This window comes from Streptomyces sp. NPDC107546 (assembly GCF_055639175.1).
The window spans coordinates 38,673-55,422 of sequence record NZ_JBVKBA010000030.1 but is presented as its reverse complement, the minus strand read 5'-3'; the positions used below and the strand labels follow the sequence as shown (position 1 = coordinate 55,422).

Below are 16,750 nucleotides of genomic sequence, written 5' to 3'. Positions count from 1 at the left end.
CGGCGCGGGGGATCGGCACGGCCCCTGGCGTCGGAGCGCCACACCGGTCCAGGATGAGGGCACACGTCAACTGGCAACGGGAAGGCGCTATTTGATGACTGAAAGCGGCCGTACGGGCAAGCTGGACGGGCACATTCGTGAGCGACTGCTCGCCCCCAACTTCTGGCACCTGGCGACCGTGGATGCCGACGGGGCGCCCCAGGTGTCGCCGATGTGGGCCGACATCGAAGGGGAGTACGTCATGGTGAACACGTCCGTGGGTCGCGTGAAGGAGGAGAACCTCCGGCGGAATCCGCATGTCTCGTTGTCCCACCATGACGCTGAAAACCCGTACGACCGGGCGGAGATACGGGGACGGGTCGTGCGATTCGTGGAGGGAGAGGCGGCGGAGCGCGCCATGGACCGGCTCGCCAGGAAGTACATCAACGAGGAGCGGTATCCGTGGCTTCTCCCCGGAGAACGGCGCCTGATGATTTTGATCGAACCGACACGGGTGCGCAGGGTGGTGGGGGTGGAGCCGTTCCGGGCGGGAGTGTTGCCGGAGGGGACGTCCTGACGCACGCCGGCTGAGAGGTCTGACACCGAAGTGCGGGCCTGGATCGGCGGCGGTGAGCGCGACGGCTCCCTGACCGGTGGGCGTGGTTCGGTGTCAGAGGGTTCGGGCCGCAGCGGCGTCGCGGAGGAGTCCGGCGAAGGCCAGGGCGGCGGGGGTGAGCGAGTGGTCGGCCATGCGAACCAGGAGGATGCGGCGGATGGGGGCCGGCGGCTGGAGGGGCAGGATGCTGACGCCGGGTCGGATGCCCTCCAGGGCCAGGGTGGGAGCAAGGGCGACGCCGATGCCGGCGGCGACCATGGCCTGGGCTTCCTGGTAGTCGTGGGCCTCGTAGACGATGCGGGGGTCGAAGTTGACGGCGCGGCAGCCGCGGACGAGGGCTTCGGCCACCGGGTGATGGTCGGCGCGGGTGATCCAGGGGTCGTCGGCGAAGTCGGCGAGTGAGGCGGCGTCACGGCCGGCGAGTGGATGGTGGTCGCTGACGAGAAGGGCCGGCGGGTCATCGAGGAGTGGGGTGACGACGATGTCCTCCCGGTCGATTCGGTTCCAGTCGTAGTCCCACATCAGCGACATCTCGATCTCCCGGTTCTCCAGCATGGCCCAGAGTCCGGCGATGCGGGCGCTGCGGACGGTCAGCCGTACGTCGGGGTGGGCGTCCCGGAAGGCGATCACGGCCTGCGGGAGGAGCGAGGCGCCGACGGTGGGGAAGGTGCCGATGCGCAGTGTGCCCGCGCGCAGACCGGCGTAGTCGGCGAGTTCGTTTTCCGCGGCCTGCAGTTCGCGTTCGATCCGGTGCCCTCGTTCGGCCAGCGCCCGTCCGGCGTCGGTGAGGGTGACACCCCGGGCGTGGCGTTCCAGCAGGGGCTGTCCTGCCTCCGTTTCCAGGCGGCTGATCTGCTGCGATACCGCTGACGGGGTGTAGTTGAGGGCGCGGGCGGTCGCTGTCACCGAGCCGCGCCGGGCGACCTCGGTGAACAGCAGGATGCGCCGGACGTCGAGCATGCCGCTACCTCCAGCGTTCACTTCACCTTAATAGCCATGCAGATTTCCGAGATTGTACTTCACGCTGCTGTAACCCACCGTGGAGGACACCACGCGCGGCGAGACCGTCGGTGGGCTTCCCCTTCCATGCCTGTGAGGAGTCAGTTGTGCTGCGTCTGCAGGGTGAGATGATCCGCGGAGGAACCAGCAAGTGCTGGATCTTCGACCACCGCGACGTGGCCGCCACGGGCGTGGACGTCGATGCCCTGCTGCTCGCCGCCTTCAACGCCGCCGACCCCCGGCAGATCGACGGCGTGGGCGGCGCTTCCTCCACCACTTCCAAGGCCGCCGTCGTACAGGCGTCGACCCAGGCCGGTGTGGATGTGGAGTACGCCTTCGCACAGGTCGGAATCGGCGACGAGCGCGTGGAGTGGGCCAGCAACTGCGGCAACTGCGCCACCGCCGTGGCCCTGTACGCCGTCCACCACGCTCTCGTGCCGATCGCGTCGGACACCACCACGGTCCGCATGCTCAACGTCAACACCGGGGCCCGCCTCACCGGCACGATCCCCACCCCCGCGGGCGTGGCCCCGGAGGAGGGCACGGCCGTGGTGCCGGGTACCTCGGCGCCGGGCGTGCCGGTCCTGCTCGGGTTTCAGGACCCGGCGGGCTCGACGACCGGCCGCGCTCTGCCGACCGGCCGGACGCTGGACGAGTTGACCGGCCCGGACGGTCCCGTCGAGGCATCCCTGGTGGACGCCGGCGCGCCGGCCGCGCTGTTCGAGGCCAAGGCGTTCGGCCTCGACGGCACGGAATCCCTCGCCGCGTTCGCCACCGCAGTGCCCGCGCTGACACTGCTGCGCCGCCCGGCAGCGCTGGCCATGGGCCTGGCCCGCGAGGGCGATCCGGTCAGCCACGCGGTCCCGAAGGTGGGCGTCGTCGCCCGACCTGCCCCCTATCGCACCACACAGGGCACGCTCGTCAACCAGGACGAATACGACCTGGCCGTGCGCATGGTCTCCATGCACGCCCCGCACCCGGCGATCGGCCTGACCTCCGCCGTGGCCCTGGCCGCGGCCGCCGCCACCCCCGGCACCCTCGCCCACCGCGCCGCCCGGCAGACCGCCGACGGCACGCTGCGCCTGGGCACCCCCGCCGGCGTGATCGCCACCCAAGCCGTCCCCGCACCGGACGGCGCGTCCCCCACGGTGCTCCTGCACCGCGCCGCCCGGCGTATCGCCCGAGCCGAACTCCTTGTTCCCGTCCTGGAAGGACGCCCCGCATGAGCCGCAACGACGCCGCCCCGGGTACCGTCACCGCACCACCGGGCCGCATCCGCCGGATGCTGTCCCCCCTCTACGTCCAGTGCCTGATCGCCGTCCTCCTCGGCGCCGCCGTGGGCGGGCTGTGGCCGTCCGTCGGCGCTGACCTCAAGCCGCTCGGCGACGGCTTCATCGCGCTGGTGAAGATGTTCATCGCGCCGATCATCTTCTGCACGGTCGTCCACGGCATCGCCTCCATGGGCAACGCCCGCGCGGTCGGCCGCGTGAGCCTGAAGGCTCTGGTCTACTTCGAGGTACACCGTGGCCATGGTGATCGGCCTGGTCGTCGTCAACGTCGTCAAGCCGGGCAGCGGACTGCACGTCGATGTCTCGATCCTGTCCGCCAAGGGCCTGCCACCGGAGGCGACCACGGCCCACGAGGGCTTCACCGAGTTCGCCCTCGCCATCATCCCGGCCACCCTGGTGAGCGCCCTGACCGGCAACGAGATCCTGCCGGTGCTGCTGGTGTCCGTGCTGTTCGGCTTCGGCCTGCACGCCGGCGGAGAGGCCGGCCTGAGCATCGCCCGGGGCGTCGAGAAGCTCTCCACGGTCCTGTTCACGCTCATCCGCTGGATCATGCGGCTCGCCCCCATCGGCGCGTTCGGCTCGATGGCCTTCACCATCGGCAACTACGGTCTGGGCACCCTGCGCCATCTGGCCCTGCTGGTCGGCTCGTTCTGGCTGACCGCCCTCTTCTTCGTCCTGGTCGTGCTCGGGACCGTGATGCGCCTGAACGGACTGCGGCTGCTGCCCTTCCTGCGCTACATCAAGGAAGAACTGCTGATCGTCCTGGGCACCTCCTCCACCGAGCCCGTCCTGCCGCGCATGATGGCCAAGCTTCAGCACGTTGGCGCCTCGCAACCGGTCGTCGGCATCACGCTGCCCGCCGGGTACTCCTTCAACCTCGACGGCACCGCCATCTACCTGACCATGGGCTCGGTCTTCCTCGCCCAGGCCCTGGGTATCGACCTCGGCTTCACCCAGCAGCTGGCCATGCTCGCCGTCATGCTGCTCACCTCCAAGGGCGCTGCAGGCGTCACCGGCTCCGGCTTCATCGCCCTGGCCGCCACCCTCAGCGCCGTCCCGCACGTTCCCGTCGCCGCCCTCGCGCTGATCTTCGGCATCGACCGCTTCATGTCCGAAGCCCGCGCCCTGACCAGCCTGGTCGGCAACGGCGTCGCCACCCTGGCCGTCGCCCGGTGGGAGGGCGAGCTGGACGAGGACCGCGCCAAGGCCGTCCTGCGCGGAGAGATCCCCTACGCCCCCACCCCCGCTCCCTCCGCGGTGACAGCCGAGCCCGATCCGAAGCAGAGGCCCGCACCCGAGGCGATGCCCGAACCAACCCGCGACCCGGCCCCCGCCGCAAGCTGATATCGCGTGGGTGGGCCGCCCCGGAGCAGATGTTCCGGGCCGGCCCGCCCACGTCTCAACAGGACGTCGTACTCGCCGTCCGGGCTCAGGTACGTCCCTTCGGTACGCCCAGTCTTCCAACCGCTGATCAAGTCCGGCGAACACCGCGCACAACTCCCGCCTCGTCTGCCGTTTCGGTGATCAGGGATCCGCGGATTTCCCGGCGTGAGCGAGGCACCCGTCCCTACGATCCGGGCGGGAGGCGCGTCAGGTGGCCGGGGATGCGGAACCGGACCTTCATGGACTGATCATGGCCCGCAGGGCCGAAGCGGAGCTGTAGGCAGGGAAGTTGAGCCAGCAGCTTCAAGAGGTGCGCGGCGAACTCGAGGAACTCACCGTCGTCGAGCGGGTCACGCGTCGGCCGGCCGAGCAGCGGCACGCCGAGACGAGGACGACGCCCGGGGTGCCGGCCAGGTCGCGGGCCGCGCGGTGCAGGGTGTGGCTGTCCGCGGCCCGCCCAGGACGCAGCAGCACAAGGTCTGAAACTTCGTCCTGACCCACGCTCTCTGGTCAGGTCCAACGGCTCTGTGGCGATGGTTAGTTCCTGATGACGATGTGACGTTCCGCCCAGCCCGTCGACCTGTCGCGGCACACCGTGACGGCCCCATACTCCAGGACCCGACGAACCCACGGGCGAAGGAGCACGGTGAGCGCAGCGGCCGCAGCAGGGACCTGGAAGCCCTTTCCGGCCACAGCACTAGGCTTTGCTGGCGAGTAGTTGAACCTCCTGGAACTGTCGTCGGTCGGTGGGCTGAGGCTCGCGAACCATCCGGGCCACCTCGACCAACCCGGCCTTGCGCAGCAGCGCGGCGAGGTGATCAGGCGACCACCGATAGGCCGGCGCGACTGTGTGATCGAAGACCTGTGTCGGGTGAGACGGATCTTCGCTCGCGGAGAATCCGACCAGAAGGTGGCCGCCAGGTGCCAGCACACGATGGAACTCCGCCAAGATGACGGGGAGTTCTTGCGGCGGAGTATGGATGATGGACCAACGTGAGAGTACGCCGCCCAGCACGCCGTCAGCGATGTTCAACGCGGCCATCGAGCCCACGTCGAACCGCAGGCTCGGATAGGCCTGTCGAGCCAACTCGATCATCGCAGCAGAGACGTCAACGCCGAACGCCGCCAGCCCCAACTCGTCCAGATACGCAGTGATATGGCCAGGCCCGCACCCCAGGTCCGCGACCTGACCGCCACCACTTGCACCGACGACCTCGGCGAAGGCACTCAAGATCGCGCGGTCCAGGGGCCTGTCACGCAGCGTGTCGCGGAACAGCTGCGCATACGTGGGGGCGGCGGCGTCATAGGCCTCGCGGGTGGCACTGAGGGCATCAAGTTCGACCATGCTCGCGACAGTAGTTCCTGGCGCTGAGGCGAGCCGAGAGAACCACGATCTCCCCTCCTGACTGTTCGCCCGGCGCTGTCGCCAGTGGGCCTGTCACTTGCCCTCGCTCGCCTGTACGGGACCCGGCCGTCGCCGCCGCTCTCAGCAGCCGACCCGACCTCCTCGCCGGCGTCGTCGCCCCCTCCCGGACCCGCACCGCCTCACCTTGCCTCCGTGCCGCGCTCGCCGACGTGACGGGCGGTGGGTGAGCTGCACGGCTCGGCCGAGGGCGCCCCCGCTGCGATGAGTTCCGGCCGGGTCGGGAGTCTGTTCTGGTGACCGTCGTAGAAGGTCGTACGACGCTGCCCGGCACGAGACACCACGGAGGACACCATGACGACCACGCCGGACGAACCGACCACCGCGCTGCCCGGCCGCCCGCACGTCGTCGACCTCGCCACCTGGCAGACCGCCCGTGACGAGCTCCTGGTCCGCGAGAAGGCCCACACCCGCGAGGGCGACGCCCTCGCCGCGGCCCGCCGTCGGCTGCCGATGGTGGAGCTCGACGGGACGGTCGAGGTCGTGGGGCCCGACGGCCCGGTCCCGTTCCTGGACCTGTTCCAGGGCCGCGACGAGCTCGTGGTGTACAAGCACATGTGGTACGACGGCGCGCCGCACCAGGGACAGTGCGAGGGCTGCACCACCACGGCCTGGCACCTGAAGGACGCCGTCTACCTGGGCGCCCGCGGCGTCTCGTTCGCCATCCTGACCACGGGCCGTTGGGACGAGGTGGCCTCCTACCTCGAGTTCATGGGCTACACCCAGCCCTGGTACTCGGTGCGCGACGTGGAAGCGCCGGTCGGCGGCAGCATGGGTTACCTCACCTGCTTCCTGCGCGACGGCGACCGCGTGTTCCTCAGCTACTCCACGACGGGCCGTGGCAACGAGCGGGTCAACAGCTCCCTCGGCCTGCTCGACATGACGCCCTACGGCCGCGGCGAGGCGTGGGAGGACAACCCCGAGGATTGGCCCGAGGGACGCAGCCCGTGCTGGTCCTGGCGCTCGGACGCGGACGGGAACGCCACCTGGGGCCCGACCAGCCGCCCCGTGCCGCAGTGGACCCGCCCCGGCGCGACCCCCGTTCGGAGCCTCGGCCGGCACGGCCACCACCACTGACGCGCCTTCGTGGACGGCGTCCGCAAGAGGTGCCAGGTGCCGGGCAGCACCTCCGAACGATGCCAACGGCCCCCAGTGCCGACCGCGGCCCCTGCATCGCCCAGGCCCGACATCGGGCTGCCGCCTTCCTCACCGAGGACGCAGGCGGCCTTTGCGTGAGGCGGGCTGGCGGTCGGAGTTGCGGCCGCCCGCTCCGGCGGTACCGCCCGTGGCCGCGCCGGGTTGCGCCCGGCGGGCGGAACCGCGCCCGCCCGTTGCGGAGGTGCCACCGGACGCTCTCCTCTCGGGCGTAGCCCGGCGGTCGGAGTCCCGGCTCCCCGTCCTGGTTGCAGCACCTGTCGCCGCTTGGGCCCCGCCGCCATTGCGGGGCTGGCGGCGGCCGGATGGCCTGCCGGGCTTGGTCCCGGTCTTGCGGGCCGGACGGGACGCCGTCGGCGCCGCCGGCTGGGGGACCTCGATGGTGACGGGCACGCCGGAAGGCTCCCGGGCGCCGGTGATGGTGGCCAGTTCCGCGTCGCTCGATGTGATGCGGGCCGTCCGGGGGCGGATGCCCGCGTCCGACATGAGCCGGGTGACGTCCCGTTTCTGGTCGGGCAGGACCAGCGTGACCACGCTGCCGGAGCCGCCGGCGCGGGCCGTGCGGCCGCCCCGGTGGAGGTAGTCCTTGTGGTCGGTCGGGGGATCGACGTTCACGACGAGGTCCAGGTCGTCGATGTGTATGCCCCGGGCCGCGACGTTCGTCGCCACCAGCGCGGTGACCTGGCCGCTCTTGAACTGTTCCAGGGTGCGGTTGCGCTGCGGCTGGGAGCGGCCTCCGTGCAGTGCCGCCGCGCGGACACCGACGGCCAGGAGTCGCTTGGCGAGCCGGTCGGCGGACCTCTTGGTGTCGAGGAAGAGGATGACCCGGCCGTCACGGGCCGCGATGCGCGTGGTGACGGCCTTCTTGTCGGTCTCGTCCAGGACATGGAGCACGTGGTGCTCCATGGTGGTGACCGCCCCTGCGGACGGGTCCACGGAGTGCACCACGGGGTCGGTCAGGAACCGCTGCACCAGGCGGTCGATGTTGCGGTCCAGGGTGGCCGAGAAAAGCATGCGCTGTCCGTCGGGCCGTACTTGCTGGATCAGCTTCGTGATCTGCGGCAGAAAGCCCATGTCGGTCATCTGGTCGGCTTCGTCCAGCACCGTGATGCGTACGTGGTCGAGCACGCAGTCCCCGCGTTCCACGAGGTCGTTGAGCCTGCCGGGGGTCGCCACGAGTACCTCGGCGCCGCGCCGGAGCGCACCGGCCTGCTTGGTGATGGACAGCCCGCCGACCACGGTGGCCAGCCGGAGGTTCACCGCCGTCGCGTAGGGGGTCAGCGCGTCCGTCACCTGCTGGGCGAGTTCACGGGTGGGCACCAGGACGAGGGCGAGGGGTGCCTTGGGCTCCGCGCGCAGTCCGGCCGTGCGGGCCAGGAGCGCCAGCCCGAACGCGAGGGTCTTGCCGGAGCCGGTGCGTCCCCGTCCCAGCAGGTCACGGCCGGCCAGTGAGTTGGGCAGCGTGGCGGCCTGGATGGGGAAGGGGGTGGTCACGCCTTGTGCGGTGAGGGTCTTCAGCAGCCCCGCGGGCATGTCCAGACCGGCGAAGTCCTCGACGGCGGGAAGTGCGGGTGTCGTGCTTTCCGGTAGCCGGAATTCGCTCGGCGACGACGCGGACGGGGTTGAGGAGGTACGCCGGTTCGGCTTCTGGGGCCTGCGGGACATGCAGTTATCTGCCTTCCTGGAAAACAGCACAAACCGGGGTCCGCACCATGACGGTGCGGACCCCGGTGAGCGGATACGCGTCCGGCGATCAGGCGGGGACGATGTTCTCCGCCTGCGGGCCCTTCTGGCCCTGCGTGACGTCGAAGGAGACCCGCTGACCCTCCTGGAGCTCACGGAAGCCCTGGGTCTGGATGTTCGAGTAGTGCGCGAAGACGTCGGGGCCGCCGCCGTCCTGCTGGATGAAGCCGAAACCCTTTTCGGCGTTGAACCACTTAACGGTTCCCTGTGCCATGACCTTTTCCTTCTGTAGGCAGAGGCCCCATCCGGCGATCCCGGAAAACAAATAATGCGCCTGAAGGAGGAACATTCCGTCAGGCGCACATGGGTTCATGGGTACCACAACTGCAACAGCGAGACTGTAGCACGGCTCGGCGGCCCGTGGTGGTTGACCGGGGCGCGCCGGGGTCCCTCGAAGCCCTCGATGATCGTGACGTTCGCCTGGCCGCCGCCTGCTCTTCCCCTCGGGGGGTGACGCCCCACCACCGTCACGACTTCTCCGAGGCCGCCGCCTGGTCGTCGACGGGGATGCGCAGCCGGCCGGCCACGGTGGTGAGGGCCGCTCCCAGCGGGAGCGCGACGCGGGTCAGGGCGTGCCGGTCGCCCCGGGTCGGATCCTGGTTGACGATCAGCACCGGCTTCCCGGCCTCGGCCGCCTGGCGGACGAACCGGAGGCCGGACATCACTGTGAGTGAGGAGCCCAGGACCAGCAGGGACGACGCTTCACGGACCAGCTTGCGGCAGTGCTCGACCCGCTGCGTCGGAACCGCCTCGCCGAAGAACACCACGTCCGGTTTGAGGATGCCGCTGCAGATCGTGCAGGGCAGCATGCGGAAGTCCCCGACCTGTTCGTCGGTGAGGTCGGCGTCACCGTCCGGGTTGATTCCCGCGGCCACCGGCTCGAAGTCCGGATTTGCCTCCTCAAGCCTCCGGGCGAGTTCGCGGCGCGGGCTGAGGGCGCCGCAGGAAAGGCAGACGACCTGGTCCAGGCTTCCGTGGAGTTCCACGACGCCCTCACTGCCGGCGGCCTGGTGCAGGCCGTCGACGTTCTGGGTGATCACACCCGAGAGCAGGCCGTGCCGCCCGAACGCGGCCACGGCCCGGTGCCCGGCGTTGGGGCGGGCGCGGCCGAAGGTGCGCCAGCCGAGGTGGCTGCGCGCCCAGTACCTGCGCCGGGCCTGGGCGCCGGCGGTGAAGTCCTGGTAGGTCATCGGGGTGTGTCGGCTCAGGCTCCCACCCTTGCCCCGGTAGTCCGGGATGCCCGACTCCGTGGAGATGCCCGCCCCGCTGAGCACCAGCACACCGCCGGTGCTCAGTGCATCGGCGACCGGCTCGAGATCCGTGGTGCCCGGCGGCAAATCCTCGGCCGGGGTCCAGCTCAGGGTGGGGCGCATGCGCATGTCACCAGGGTACGGAACAGGCCGCATTCAGTCGTTCGCACGATCAGCAGGACGGCGCACCGTGCAGGTGTGGTTCCCGGCCCTCCAGGCCCGCCCGTTCCGGATCTCCCGTACGCGGGCAGCCAGACAGTCGGCATGCTGTGATGCTCAGCTTTGAGCTCGGGCGACGAGCAGGGCGACGTCGTCCTCGCCGCCGGGTGGCCGGAGGATGCCCAGGAGGCGGTCGCAGACTTCTCCCAGATCCGAGCCGCGCACCTCCGTGAGAGCGTCCAGAAGGGCGTCCAGACGGGCGTCGATGGCTTCGCTTCGGGTTTCCACCAGGCCGTCGGTGTAGAGGACGAGCTGATCACCGGGGCGGAAGGCGATGGTGGTGGTCTCGAAGGGAACGCCTCCGACGCCCAGCGGCACACCGGTGGGCAGTTCGATGAGCTCCGCCGGTCGGCCGGGACGGAGCAGGGCCGGCGGCAGGTGGCCGGCGAGGCTGATGTGGCACTGGCCCTGGTCAGGGTCGTAGACGCAGTAGACGCAGGTGGCAATGGTCTGCTGGACGCTCTCGGTCAGGTGATCGAGGTGGCGGAGGGCTTCGGCGGGGGCGAGGTCGAGTTCGGCGAAGACGCGGGTGGCGCTGCGGAGCTGGCCCATGGTGGCGGCGGCGTTGATGCCGCTGCCCATGACATCGCCGACGACCAGGGCGGTCTTGCCCGCGTGCAGGGGAATTGCGTCGTACCAGTCGCCGCCGACCTCACTCGTGGCGCCGGCGGGCTGGTAGCGGCAGGCGATCCGAAGGCCCGGCAGGTATGACGGGGGCTCGGGGAGCAGGCTGCGCTGAAGGGTGAGGCCCGCGTGACGCTGGGCCTGGTATCCGCGGGCGTTGTCGATGCACACCGCAGCGCGGGAGGCCACCTCGCAGGCGAGGAAGACGTCGTCGTCATCGAAGGGCGCGGGGTTGTGCGTGCGATTGAGGGCGATGGCGCCGAGGAGCTCGCCGCGGGCCACGAGCGGTACGGCGAGGTAGGAGTGCACACCGGCCGCCGCCAGGAGGGAGGCGGCCTCACTGTCGCGGGCGATGCGCCGCAGGTCGCCAAGGGTCGTGTGGGGCACCAGAACGGGCTTGCGGGTGCGTACGCACTGGGTGATGAGGCGGTCGCTGCCGTAGGTGGCGAGTCCCCCGGGTGGGCCGACCGCGCGGACCGCATCCGTCGGGTGGGCCGCACCGATGGCGAGGACGCGGAAACGCGTCGGACCCGCGTCCGGCACGCTCCCTCCGTGGAGCAGGCTCTGGAGGACGTCGACGGTGGCCATGTCGGCCAGATCCGGTACGACGGCCTCCGCCAGCTCATGCGCTGTCGTTTCCAGATCGAGGGTGGTGCCCACGGAGGCGGAGACCTTGGCGATCAGTGCGAGGCGCTGCCGTGCCTGCGCCGCATCGATGGCGGCTCGGTGGCGCTCGGTGATGTCGATGACGAAATAGGCCATGCCCAGCACCCGCCCGGCGGAATCCTCCAGCCGGTAGTAGGAGACGGACCAGGCATGATCATGCTCGGGATCGCCGGGGGGACGACAGACGATGTGCCGGTCCACGACCGGTACCCCCGTATCGAGGACGCGACGGAAACGTGCCTCGACATCCCCCGTGTCCAGGAAGGTCAGCACCTCGCCGGCCGACCGCCCCACCCGCTCGGCGGCGGGCAGGCCGGTGATGCGTTCCAGAGCCGGATTCACGGTCACGTAACGCAGCTCCGTATCGAGGATGGCCAGTCCGATCGGGGACTGGGACACCAGACGTGCGGTCAGGGCGACGTCCCGCTCGACCCGCCGCACCGTCGCCTGGTCCGCGGCCAGGCCGAGGGCGTACGTCTCACCGCGGTCGTCCAGCAGCCGCATGTTGCGGAACTCCACCAGGCGGGTGCTGCCGTCCTTGTGCCGGATCGGGAACGCCCCGGCCCAGTCGGTGCCCGATTCCATGACCTCGGCGAAAAGCTTGATCACCTCGTCCCAGTGCTCCTCATGGACCATCAGCCGCGCGGCGAACCGGCCCAGCGCCTCCGCCGCGGTGTAGCCGAACAGTTCCTCGGCCTGAGGGCTCCAGAACACCACCTGCCCGTTCGCATCCAGCACCACAGCAGCGACGTTCAGGAGGTCGAGCAGGCCACTCGGTGGAGCGGCAGCACCGGCCACCGGCTGATCTCGGCCTCGGCCTGCTCTGGAGGAGTCCGCTGTGGCCATGCGCCGACCTCCTGCCCCACTCGGTACCCCGGATCGCGCCGAAGCGCGGCCGCTGCCTCCCTTCATAGTCGCCCCAGGCCGAGGCGGCACGTCCTGGCTGGGCAGGCGGGCCGGGACCGGACGGGATGCGGCGACGGGGGAGAGCTGTGGCTCACGATGCGCGTGTGCCTCGTCGACCCTGCAGCAACGGCTGCCCATCCCACTCGGTGAGGCCTTGAAGCCGCCGGCAGCGGACCGCTCGTCGGCCGGCTGGGCGTACCGTACGGTCTCCCCGCGGGTGGCCGACGCCGACGACGGCTTGATCGTCTGGATGCCGGGTCGGTGAGTTCGTGCCATCGAAGTTTGAGGTGGCACCGAGTGCTGGGCGTCACGAACGGCGGGTCACCGTCCGGCTATCGTGGCTCCGCGTGACCCATACCGAGATCGAGATCACCGCGGAGCTGGTCCGGGATCTGCTGCACGACCAGCACCCGGACCTGGCCGGTCTTCCTTTGAAGCTCGGCGCGCGTGGCTGGGACAACCAGCTGTGGCGGCTCGGCGACGACCTCGCCGTCCGGCTGCCCTGGGCGACGCTGTCCGCGGACGCGCTGCTGCGCAAAGAGCACGCCTGGCTTCCCGCTCTCGCCCCGCATCTTCCCTTGCCGGTCCCCGTCCCGCAGCGTCTCGGCGAGCCCTCCAAGCGGTTTCCGCGGCCGTGGATCGTCACCACCTGGGTGCCGGGAACACCCGCCGACCGTGCCCCCGCCACGCGCGCAGCGGAGGCGGCCGACACCTTGGCCACCTTCCTCACGGCTCTTCACCGACCTGCCCCTGAAGGGGCGCCGATCGGCCGCGACCGTGGGGGCCCGCTGGCCGAACGTGCCGAGGGGTTCGCCCAGCAGCTGGCCTCCGCCACCGAACTGGGGCTGATCCCCGACCCGGACGCCGTCCGCGCGGTCTGGGAAGACGCCGTCACCGCGCCCGACTGGACGGGGCCGGCACTGTGGCTTCACGGCGATCTGCATCCCGCCAACGTCCTCACCGCGGATGGCACCTTCTGCGGCGTCATCGACTTCGGCGACCTCTTTGCGGGCGATCCGGCCTGCGATCTCGCCGCCGCGTGGATACTGCTGCCGGACGGCGCCGTCGACCGCTTCTACGATGCCTATCGGCCGACCCCGGACCCGGCGACCCGACGCCGCGCCCGTGGCTGGGCGGTGTTGAAAGCCCTCGCCTGCATCTGCATCGGAGAGGCAGGCGTCCACGGCCGCCCAGGTGGCAAGCGCACCTGGGGCCCGCCCGCACAGGCCGCGCTGCGACGCCTCACCGCGACTATTGTCCCGTCTCATTAGATCTTGCCGGGACTGGGCAGTTGACCTGCTGTGTGACAGGTTGAGCGACCGGCTCATGGAATGACAAGGCGTCGCGGAACCCCGTGGGCGGTGTCGATGGCGCGTGTCACGGATCACGGCGAGGGGGATGCCGTCTGAGCAGGGCCTTGCCAGGGCGGCGAGACGCTTGAAGGCCTGTTTCGCAATGGAGTCGGCAGTCCTCCTCGTCAGTAGAGGCTCAGGAAGGATGCTGCCCCTGACGATCCTGAGGCTCCCGACGGGCGGTCGACCACACGATCTCGAACTCATCGGCCGACAACCACTGCGGGTCGTGCCCCTCCCACTCAGAGATAGGTGGTTCCGCGGTCAGACCGTAGACATTCTCATATTCAGCCAGCCGACCGTCTCCTTGGGCTTCTTGCCACTCCGCCGGTGAGGCAGCGGCCAGAGCCTTGCTTCCGGGCTCCTGCAACTCGACTTGCCGGATCACGTACCCATCGGTGTCCAGCTCGAAGTAGAACCAGACGGCTTCCTCGTCCCAGAAGCAGCGAAGCCAGCGCGTGGAAGCTGGTGGGGTGCGATGTCGACCTGAGTCACTCAACTTCGATGACACCGAGACGCCGGCCTCACATTCCGGTGCGCTGTCTCGTCGATGAGATGAGTGCAGATCCGACCGACGCAGGGCAAGGGGAGGACCGTGACCACCGGAGACGATCAGAGCCTGAGCGCGATCACGAGCGAGCGGCGTCAGCTGATCAATCTCGCCTACCGACTGCTGGGTTCCCTGGCCGAGGCCGAGGACGCCGTCCAGGAGACCTACGCCCGCTGGTACGCCATGTCCCGCCGGCAGCAGGACGCCATCGAGTCCCCCGGCGCCTGGCTGACGAAGGTCGCGGGCCGCATCTGCCTGGACCTGCTCGGCTCGGCACGGGCCCGGCGCGAGCGATACGTGGGTGAATGGATCCCCGAGCCGCTGCCCGAACCCACCCAATGGACCACCGGGCCGGCAGGCGGTGCCACGGCCGACCCGGCCGACCGGGTGACCCTCGACGAGTCGGTCAACATGGCCTTTCTCGTCGTACTCGAATCGATGACCCCGGCCGAACGCGTCGCGTTCATCCTGCACGACGTCTTCCGCTACCCCTTCGCCGAAGTCGCCGAGATCGTCGGCCGCACACCCGCGGCCTGCCGTCAGCTGGCCTCCTCGGCCCGCCGCCGCATCCGCGCCTCCCGGACGCCTGCGACCCCGGCGGCCCGCCAGGCCGACATCGTCAGGGGCTTCAAAGAGGCATGGCAGGCCAAGGACATCAGTGCCCTCATCGGCCTCCTCGACCCCGACGCCACAGTGATCGCCGACGGCGGCGGCCTCACCAGGGCCTCACTCCACCCCATCGAAGGCGGCGAGCGGATCGCGCACTACCTGACCGACCTCTTCGCGAGGGCGTCCGACACCCTGACCGTCGTGGAGCGCACGGTCAACGGCCAGCCCGGCTTGGTCGCTCAGCAGGACGGCCGCACCGTGGCGGTGTACGCGTTCGACATCGCAGGCGATCAGATCACCCACATCTGGGCAGTGCTCAACCCGGAAAAGCTCCGCCCCTGGACGTCGGGCTGAGACTCGTCTCGCGGCGACGGCGTCCGAAGCGCGCCCGGGGTCTCCCGGGCGCGCTTCCTCGGTGCTCAGGTCCGGTACCGGTAAAGGATCCGGCCGCGGGTCAGGTCGTACGGGCTGAGCTCCACGATCACGCGGTCGAACGGGAGGATCTTGATGTAGTTCTTCCGGATCTTCCCGCTGATGTGCGCGAGCACGTGGTGCCCGTTCTGCAGCTCGACCTTGAAGGTGGCGTTGCGCAGGCATTCGAGGACGGTGCCCTCGACTTCCAAGCCCTTTGCTGTTCTTGCCAAGGTGTCTCGCTTCTCGATTCGGTGAGTTGGATGGGGTCGGTCGGGTCGTTTCGGTGCGTGAGCAGGCGTCAGCGGCGCACCAGTTCCAGGTAGCTGCTCGATCGGCGGGCACCGACGCCCTCGACCAGTGCAATCGCCGCGGCGTTGGATTCGTCCACCTCGGCCCAGGCGGAGTCGATCCCGTCCCGGTGCAGCGTGCCCAACGCGTGGGCCAGCAGCGCCCGTCCGATGCCGTGCCGGCGCTGATCGGCCCGTGTCGCGAGCAGCCCGATTCGTGCCCGGCGGCGCACCGGCACCACCCGGACCAGACCGACGTACTCACCGTTGCGGACCGCGGCCGCGTACTTCGACGGGTCCACCAGCGTGGACCCGGCCGGGCGGGGCAGCACCTCGGCCGGCATGGTGCGCCAGCCGACGGTGGCTTCGACTTCCGCGCGAATCGTGCGGTCCAACGTGCGCAGCAGGCTCTCGTCCGCCTCGCCGGCGGGCAGGATCGTCACACCTGTCGGGAGTTCCAGCGCGCCGAGCCCGGTTTCGCGCGGGTCGGTGGGCAGGACGTACTCCCACTCACGGCGTCCGACGGTGAAGCCGAGCCGCTCCCAGCTCGACTTCAGGTCGTGGTCGGCCTCGCCGACCAAGGTGTAGAGCGGCTCAGGCAGGTCCGCCAGCATCGCGGCGGCGAGCTGGTCGAAGACCGCGTCCTGCCACACGTCGATGCTGATGAAGAGCCGCCCGTCGGGCCGGTGGGAGACATCGCCCTGACCGACGATCCGATCGTCGGTCACGGCCTCCCACTGCGCCTCCGCCACCCGAGTGATCACCACAGTGTTCATAGGTGTTCGCCTTTCAGGAGTGCCTTGTCGGACAGGCGCTCCCGACGACACCTAGATCAGTCGCATACCGTGACGGAAGGAGGGAGCACCCACTTCGATACAGCGTTCACGGGTCTCACCTCCTCTGGCGAAGTCACGCTCGAGTGCAAGTTACCAGCTGGATCATCATCCCGCCCAACCCTTTTCCCGGCCACGTGGTCGGAGCTGCGGACAGGCCCCAGCTCCGAGCAAGTAATGGCCGACCAGCGTTGCACACCGGCCGCTTACCAGCGAACCTCTCACCGTCTCCGGCCAACTGTCGCTGGTGGACACCGGCGCGGGCACCGTGTCCGCCAGGAGGGGCGTCTTCCTCGCAGAGGGGCCGGGTATCACGAATCGGATGCAGAGCGCCGCCGCGCCGCGATTCGCCGGCTGTGGTCCGCCGATGCGGGCCATGTGCTGCAGCCGTTCATGGCAATACTGCCGACGAACGCGAAACGCTGCCGGCGTCGCGCCGATGGGACGTCCGTG

14 protein-coding genes and 1 pseudogene are annotated in these 16,750 nt (G+C 70.0%); 6 read left to right on the top strand and 9 right to left on the bottom strand.

Translation table 11 applies throughout. From position 1 onward, the window contains the following. Positions 1 to 94: 94 nt before the first annotated feature. The gene (locus ACZ7L1_RS31370) at positions 95 to 556 is read left to right on the top strand and encodes a PPOX class F420-dependent oxidoreductase (protein WP_471441922.1); all 462 of its coding nucleotides are present in this window, start codon (positions 95 to 97) and stop codon (positions 554 to 556) included. A 93-nt stretch (positions 557 to 649) separates the two neighbouring features. Here ACZ7L1_RS31370 and ACZ7L1_RS31365 read toward each other — a convergent pair whose 3' ends face one another. Beyond that, a complete protein-coding gene (locus ACZ7L1_RS31365; RefSeq protein ID WP_471441956.1) occupies positions 650 to 1,555 on the bottom strand; it encodes a LysR family transcriptional regulator in 906 nt (301 codons plus the stop codon). Between the two features lie 146 nt (positions 1,556 to 1,701). Here ACZ7L1_RS31365 and ACZ7L1_RS31360 point away from each other — a divergent pair, with 146 nt between their 5' ends. After that, positions 1,702 to 2,820 (top strand): PrpF domain-containing protein, encoded by a 1,119-nt coding sequence (locus tag ACZ7L1_RS31360; protein WP_471441920.1) that lies wholly within the window; start codon positions 1,702 to 1,704, stop codon positions 2,818 to 2,820. Beyond that, positions 2,817 to 4,227 (top strand): annotated as a pseudogene (gene dctA, locus ACZ7L1_RS31355) (C4-dicarboxylate transporter DctA). Before ACZ7L1_RS31360 ends, dctA begins: the two are co-directional and overlap by 4 nt. A 342-nt stretch (positions 4,228 to 4,569) precedes the next feature. On the opposite strand, the gene ACZ7L1_RS31350 reads toward dctA, so the two are convergent. Beyond that, the gene (locus ACZ7L1_RS31350) at positions 4,570 to 4,740 is read right to left on the bottom strand and encodes a hypothetical protein (protein WP_471441918.1); all 171 of its coding nucleotides are present in this window, start codon (positions 4,738 to 4,740) and stop codon (positions 4,570 to 4,572) included. 223 nt (positions 4,741 to 4,963) lie between these two features. Next, positions 4,964 to 5,611, bottom strand: coding sequence for a class I SAM-dependent methyltransferase (locus ACZ7L1_RS31345; RefSeq protein ID WP_471441916.1), 648 nt, complete (start codon positions 5,609 to 5,611; stop codon positions 4,964 to 4,966). A 372-nt stretch (positions 5,612 to 5,983) separates the two neighbouring features. Between ACZ7L1_RS31345 and ACZ7L1_RS31340 the strand changes: the two genes are divergently transcribed. Continuing rightward, positions 5,984 to 6,766 (top strand): DUF899 family protein, encoded by a 783-nt coding sequence (locus ACZ7L1_RS31340; protein ID WP_471441914.1) that lies wholly within the window; start codon positions 5,984 to 5,986, stop codon positions 6,764 to 6,766. Positions 6,767 to 6,895: 129 nt separating this feature from the next. Here ACZ7L1_RS31340 and ACZ7L1_RS31335 read toward each other — a convergent pair whose 3' ends face one another. From ACZ7L1_RS31335 to ACZ7L1_RS31320, 4 genes are all read right to left on the bottom strand, one after another. Next, positions 6,896 to 8,509, bottom strand: coding sequence for a DEAD/DEAH box helicase (locus ACZ7L1_RS31335; RefSeq protein WP_471441912.1), 1,614 nt, complete (start codon positions 8,507 to 8,509; stop codon positions 6,896 to 6,898). 88 nt (positions 8,510 to 8,597) lie between these two features. After that, entirely contained in the window at positions 8,598 to 8,801 is a 204-nt protein-coding gene (locus ACZ7L1_RS31330) for a cold-shock protein (protein ID WP_028423304.1), read from the bottom strand. Between the two features lie 253 nt (positions 8,802 to 9,054). Next, positions 9,055 to 9,966 carry an NAD-dependent protein deacetylase gene (locus ACZ7L1_RS31325; protein ID WP_471441910.1) on the bottom strand — a complete coding sequence of 304 codons (912 nt, stop codon included), beginning with the start codon at positions 9,964 to 9,966 and terminating at the stop codon, positions 9,055 to 9,057. 147 nt (positions 9,967 to 10,113) lie between these two features. Beyond that, the gene (locus tag ACZ7L1_RS31320) at positions 10,114 to 12,192 is read right to left on the bottom strand and encodes a SpoIIE family protein phosphatase (protein ID WP_471441908.1); all 2,079 of its coding nucleotides are present in this window, start codon (positions 12,190 to 12,192) and stop codon (positions 10,114 to 10,116) included. Between the two features lie 407 nt (positions 12,193 to 12,599). On the opposite strand from ACZ7L1_RS31320, the gene ACZ7L1_RS31315 reads away from it, so the two are divergent. Together ACZ7L1_RS31315 and sigJ are read left to right on the top strand one after the other, a co-directional pair. After that, positions 12,600 to 13,523 (top strand): aminoglycoside phosphotransferase family protein, encoded by a 924-nt coding sequence (locus ACZ7L1_RS31315; protein ID WP_471441906.1) that lies wholly within the window; start codon positions 12,600 to 12,602, stop codon positions 13,521 to 13,523. A gap of 676 nt (positions 13,524 to 14,199) precedes the next feature. After that, positions 14,200 to 15,117, top strand: coding sequence for an RNA polymerase sigma factor SigJ (gene sigJ, locus ACZ7L1_RS31310; protein WP_471441904.1), 918 nt, complete (start codon positions 14,200 to 14,202; stop codon positions 15,115 to 15,117). A gap of 65 nt (positions 15,118 to 15,182) precedes the next feature. Here the strand turns inward: sigJ and infA are convergent, their stop codons facing one another. Both infA and ACZ7L1_RS31300 read right to left on the bottom strand, forming a co-directional pair. After that, positions 15,183 to 15,407: a translation initiation factor IF-1 gene (gene infA, locus ACZ7L1_RS31305; RefSeq protein ID WP_471441902.1), complete on the bottom strand. Its 225-nt coding sequence runs from the start codon at positions 15,405 to 15,407 to the stop codon at positions 15,183 to 15,185. 68 nt (positions 15,408 to 15,475) lie between these two features. After that, a complete protein-coding gene (locus ACZ7L1_RS31300) occupies positions 15,476 to 16,240 on the bottom strand; it encodes a GNAT family N-acetyltransferase (protein WP_471441900.1) in 765 nt (254 codons plus the stop codon). Positions 16,241 to 16,750 lie beyond the last annotated feature (510 nt).

Coding starts and splice junctions, on each gene's coding strand:
- ACZ7L1_RS31370 (WP_471441922.1), top strand. CDS start 95: ATGACTGAAAGCGGCCGTACGGGCAAGCTGGACGGGCACATTCGTGAG.
- ACZ7L1_RS31365 (WP_471441956.1), bottom strand. CDS start 1,555: ATGCTCGACGTCCGGCGCATCCTGCTGTTCACCGAGGTCGCCCGGCGC.
- ACZ7L1_RS31345 (WP_471441916.1), bottom strand. CDS start 5,611: ATGGTCGAACTTGATGCCCTCAGTGCCACCCGCGAGGCCTATGACGCC.
- ACZ7L1_RS31340 (WP_471441914.1), top strand. CDS start 5,984: ATGACGACCACGCCGGACGAACCGACCACCGCGCTGCCCGGCCGCCCG.
- ACZ7L1_RS31335 (WP_471441912.1), bottom strand. CDS start 8,509: ATGTCCCGCAGGCCCCAGAAGCCGAACCGGCGTACCTCCTCAACCCCG.
- ACZ7L1_RS31330 (WP_028423304.1), bottom strand. CDS start 8,801: ATGGCACAGGGAACCGTTAAGTGGTTCAACGCCGAAAAGGGTTTCGGC.
- ACZ7L1_RS31325 (WP_471441910.1), bottom strand. CDS start 9,966: ATGCGCATGCGCCCCACCCTGAGCTGGACCCCGGCCGAGGATTTGCCG.
- ACZ7L1_RS31320 (WP_471441908.1), bottom strand. CDS start 12,192: ATGGCCACAGCGGACTCCTCCAGAGCAGGCCGAGGCCGAGATCAGCCG.
- ACZ7L1_RS31300 (WP_471441900.1), bottom strand. CDS start 16,240: ATGAACACTGTGGTGATCACTCGGGTGGCGGAGGCGCAGTGGGAGGCC.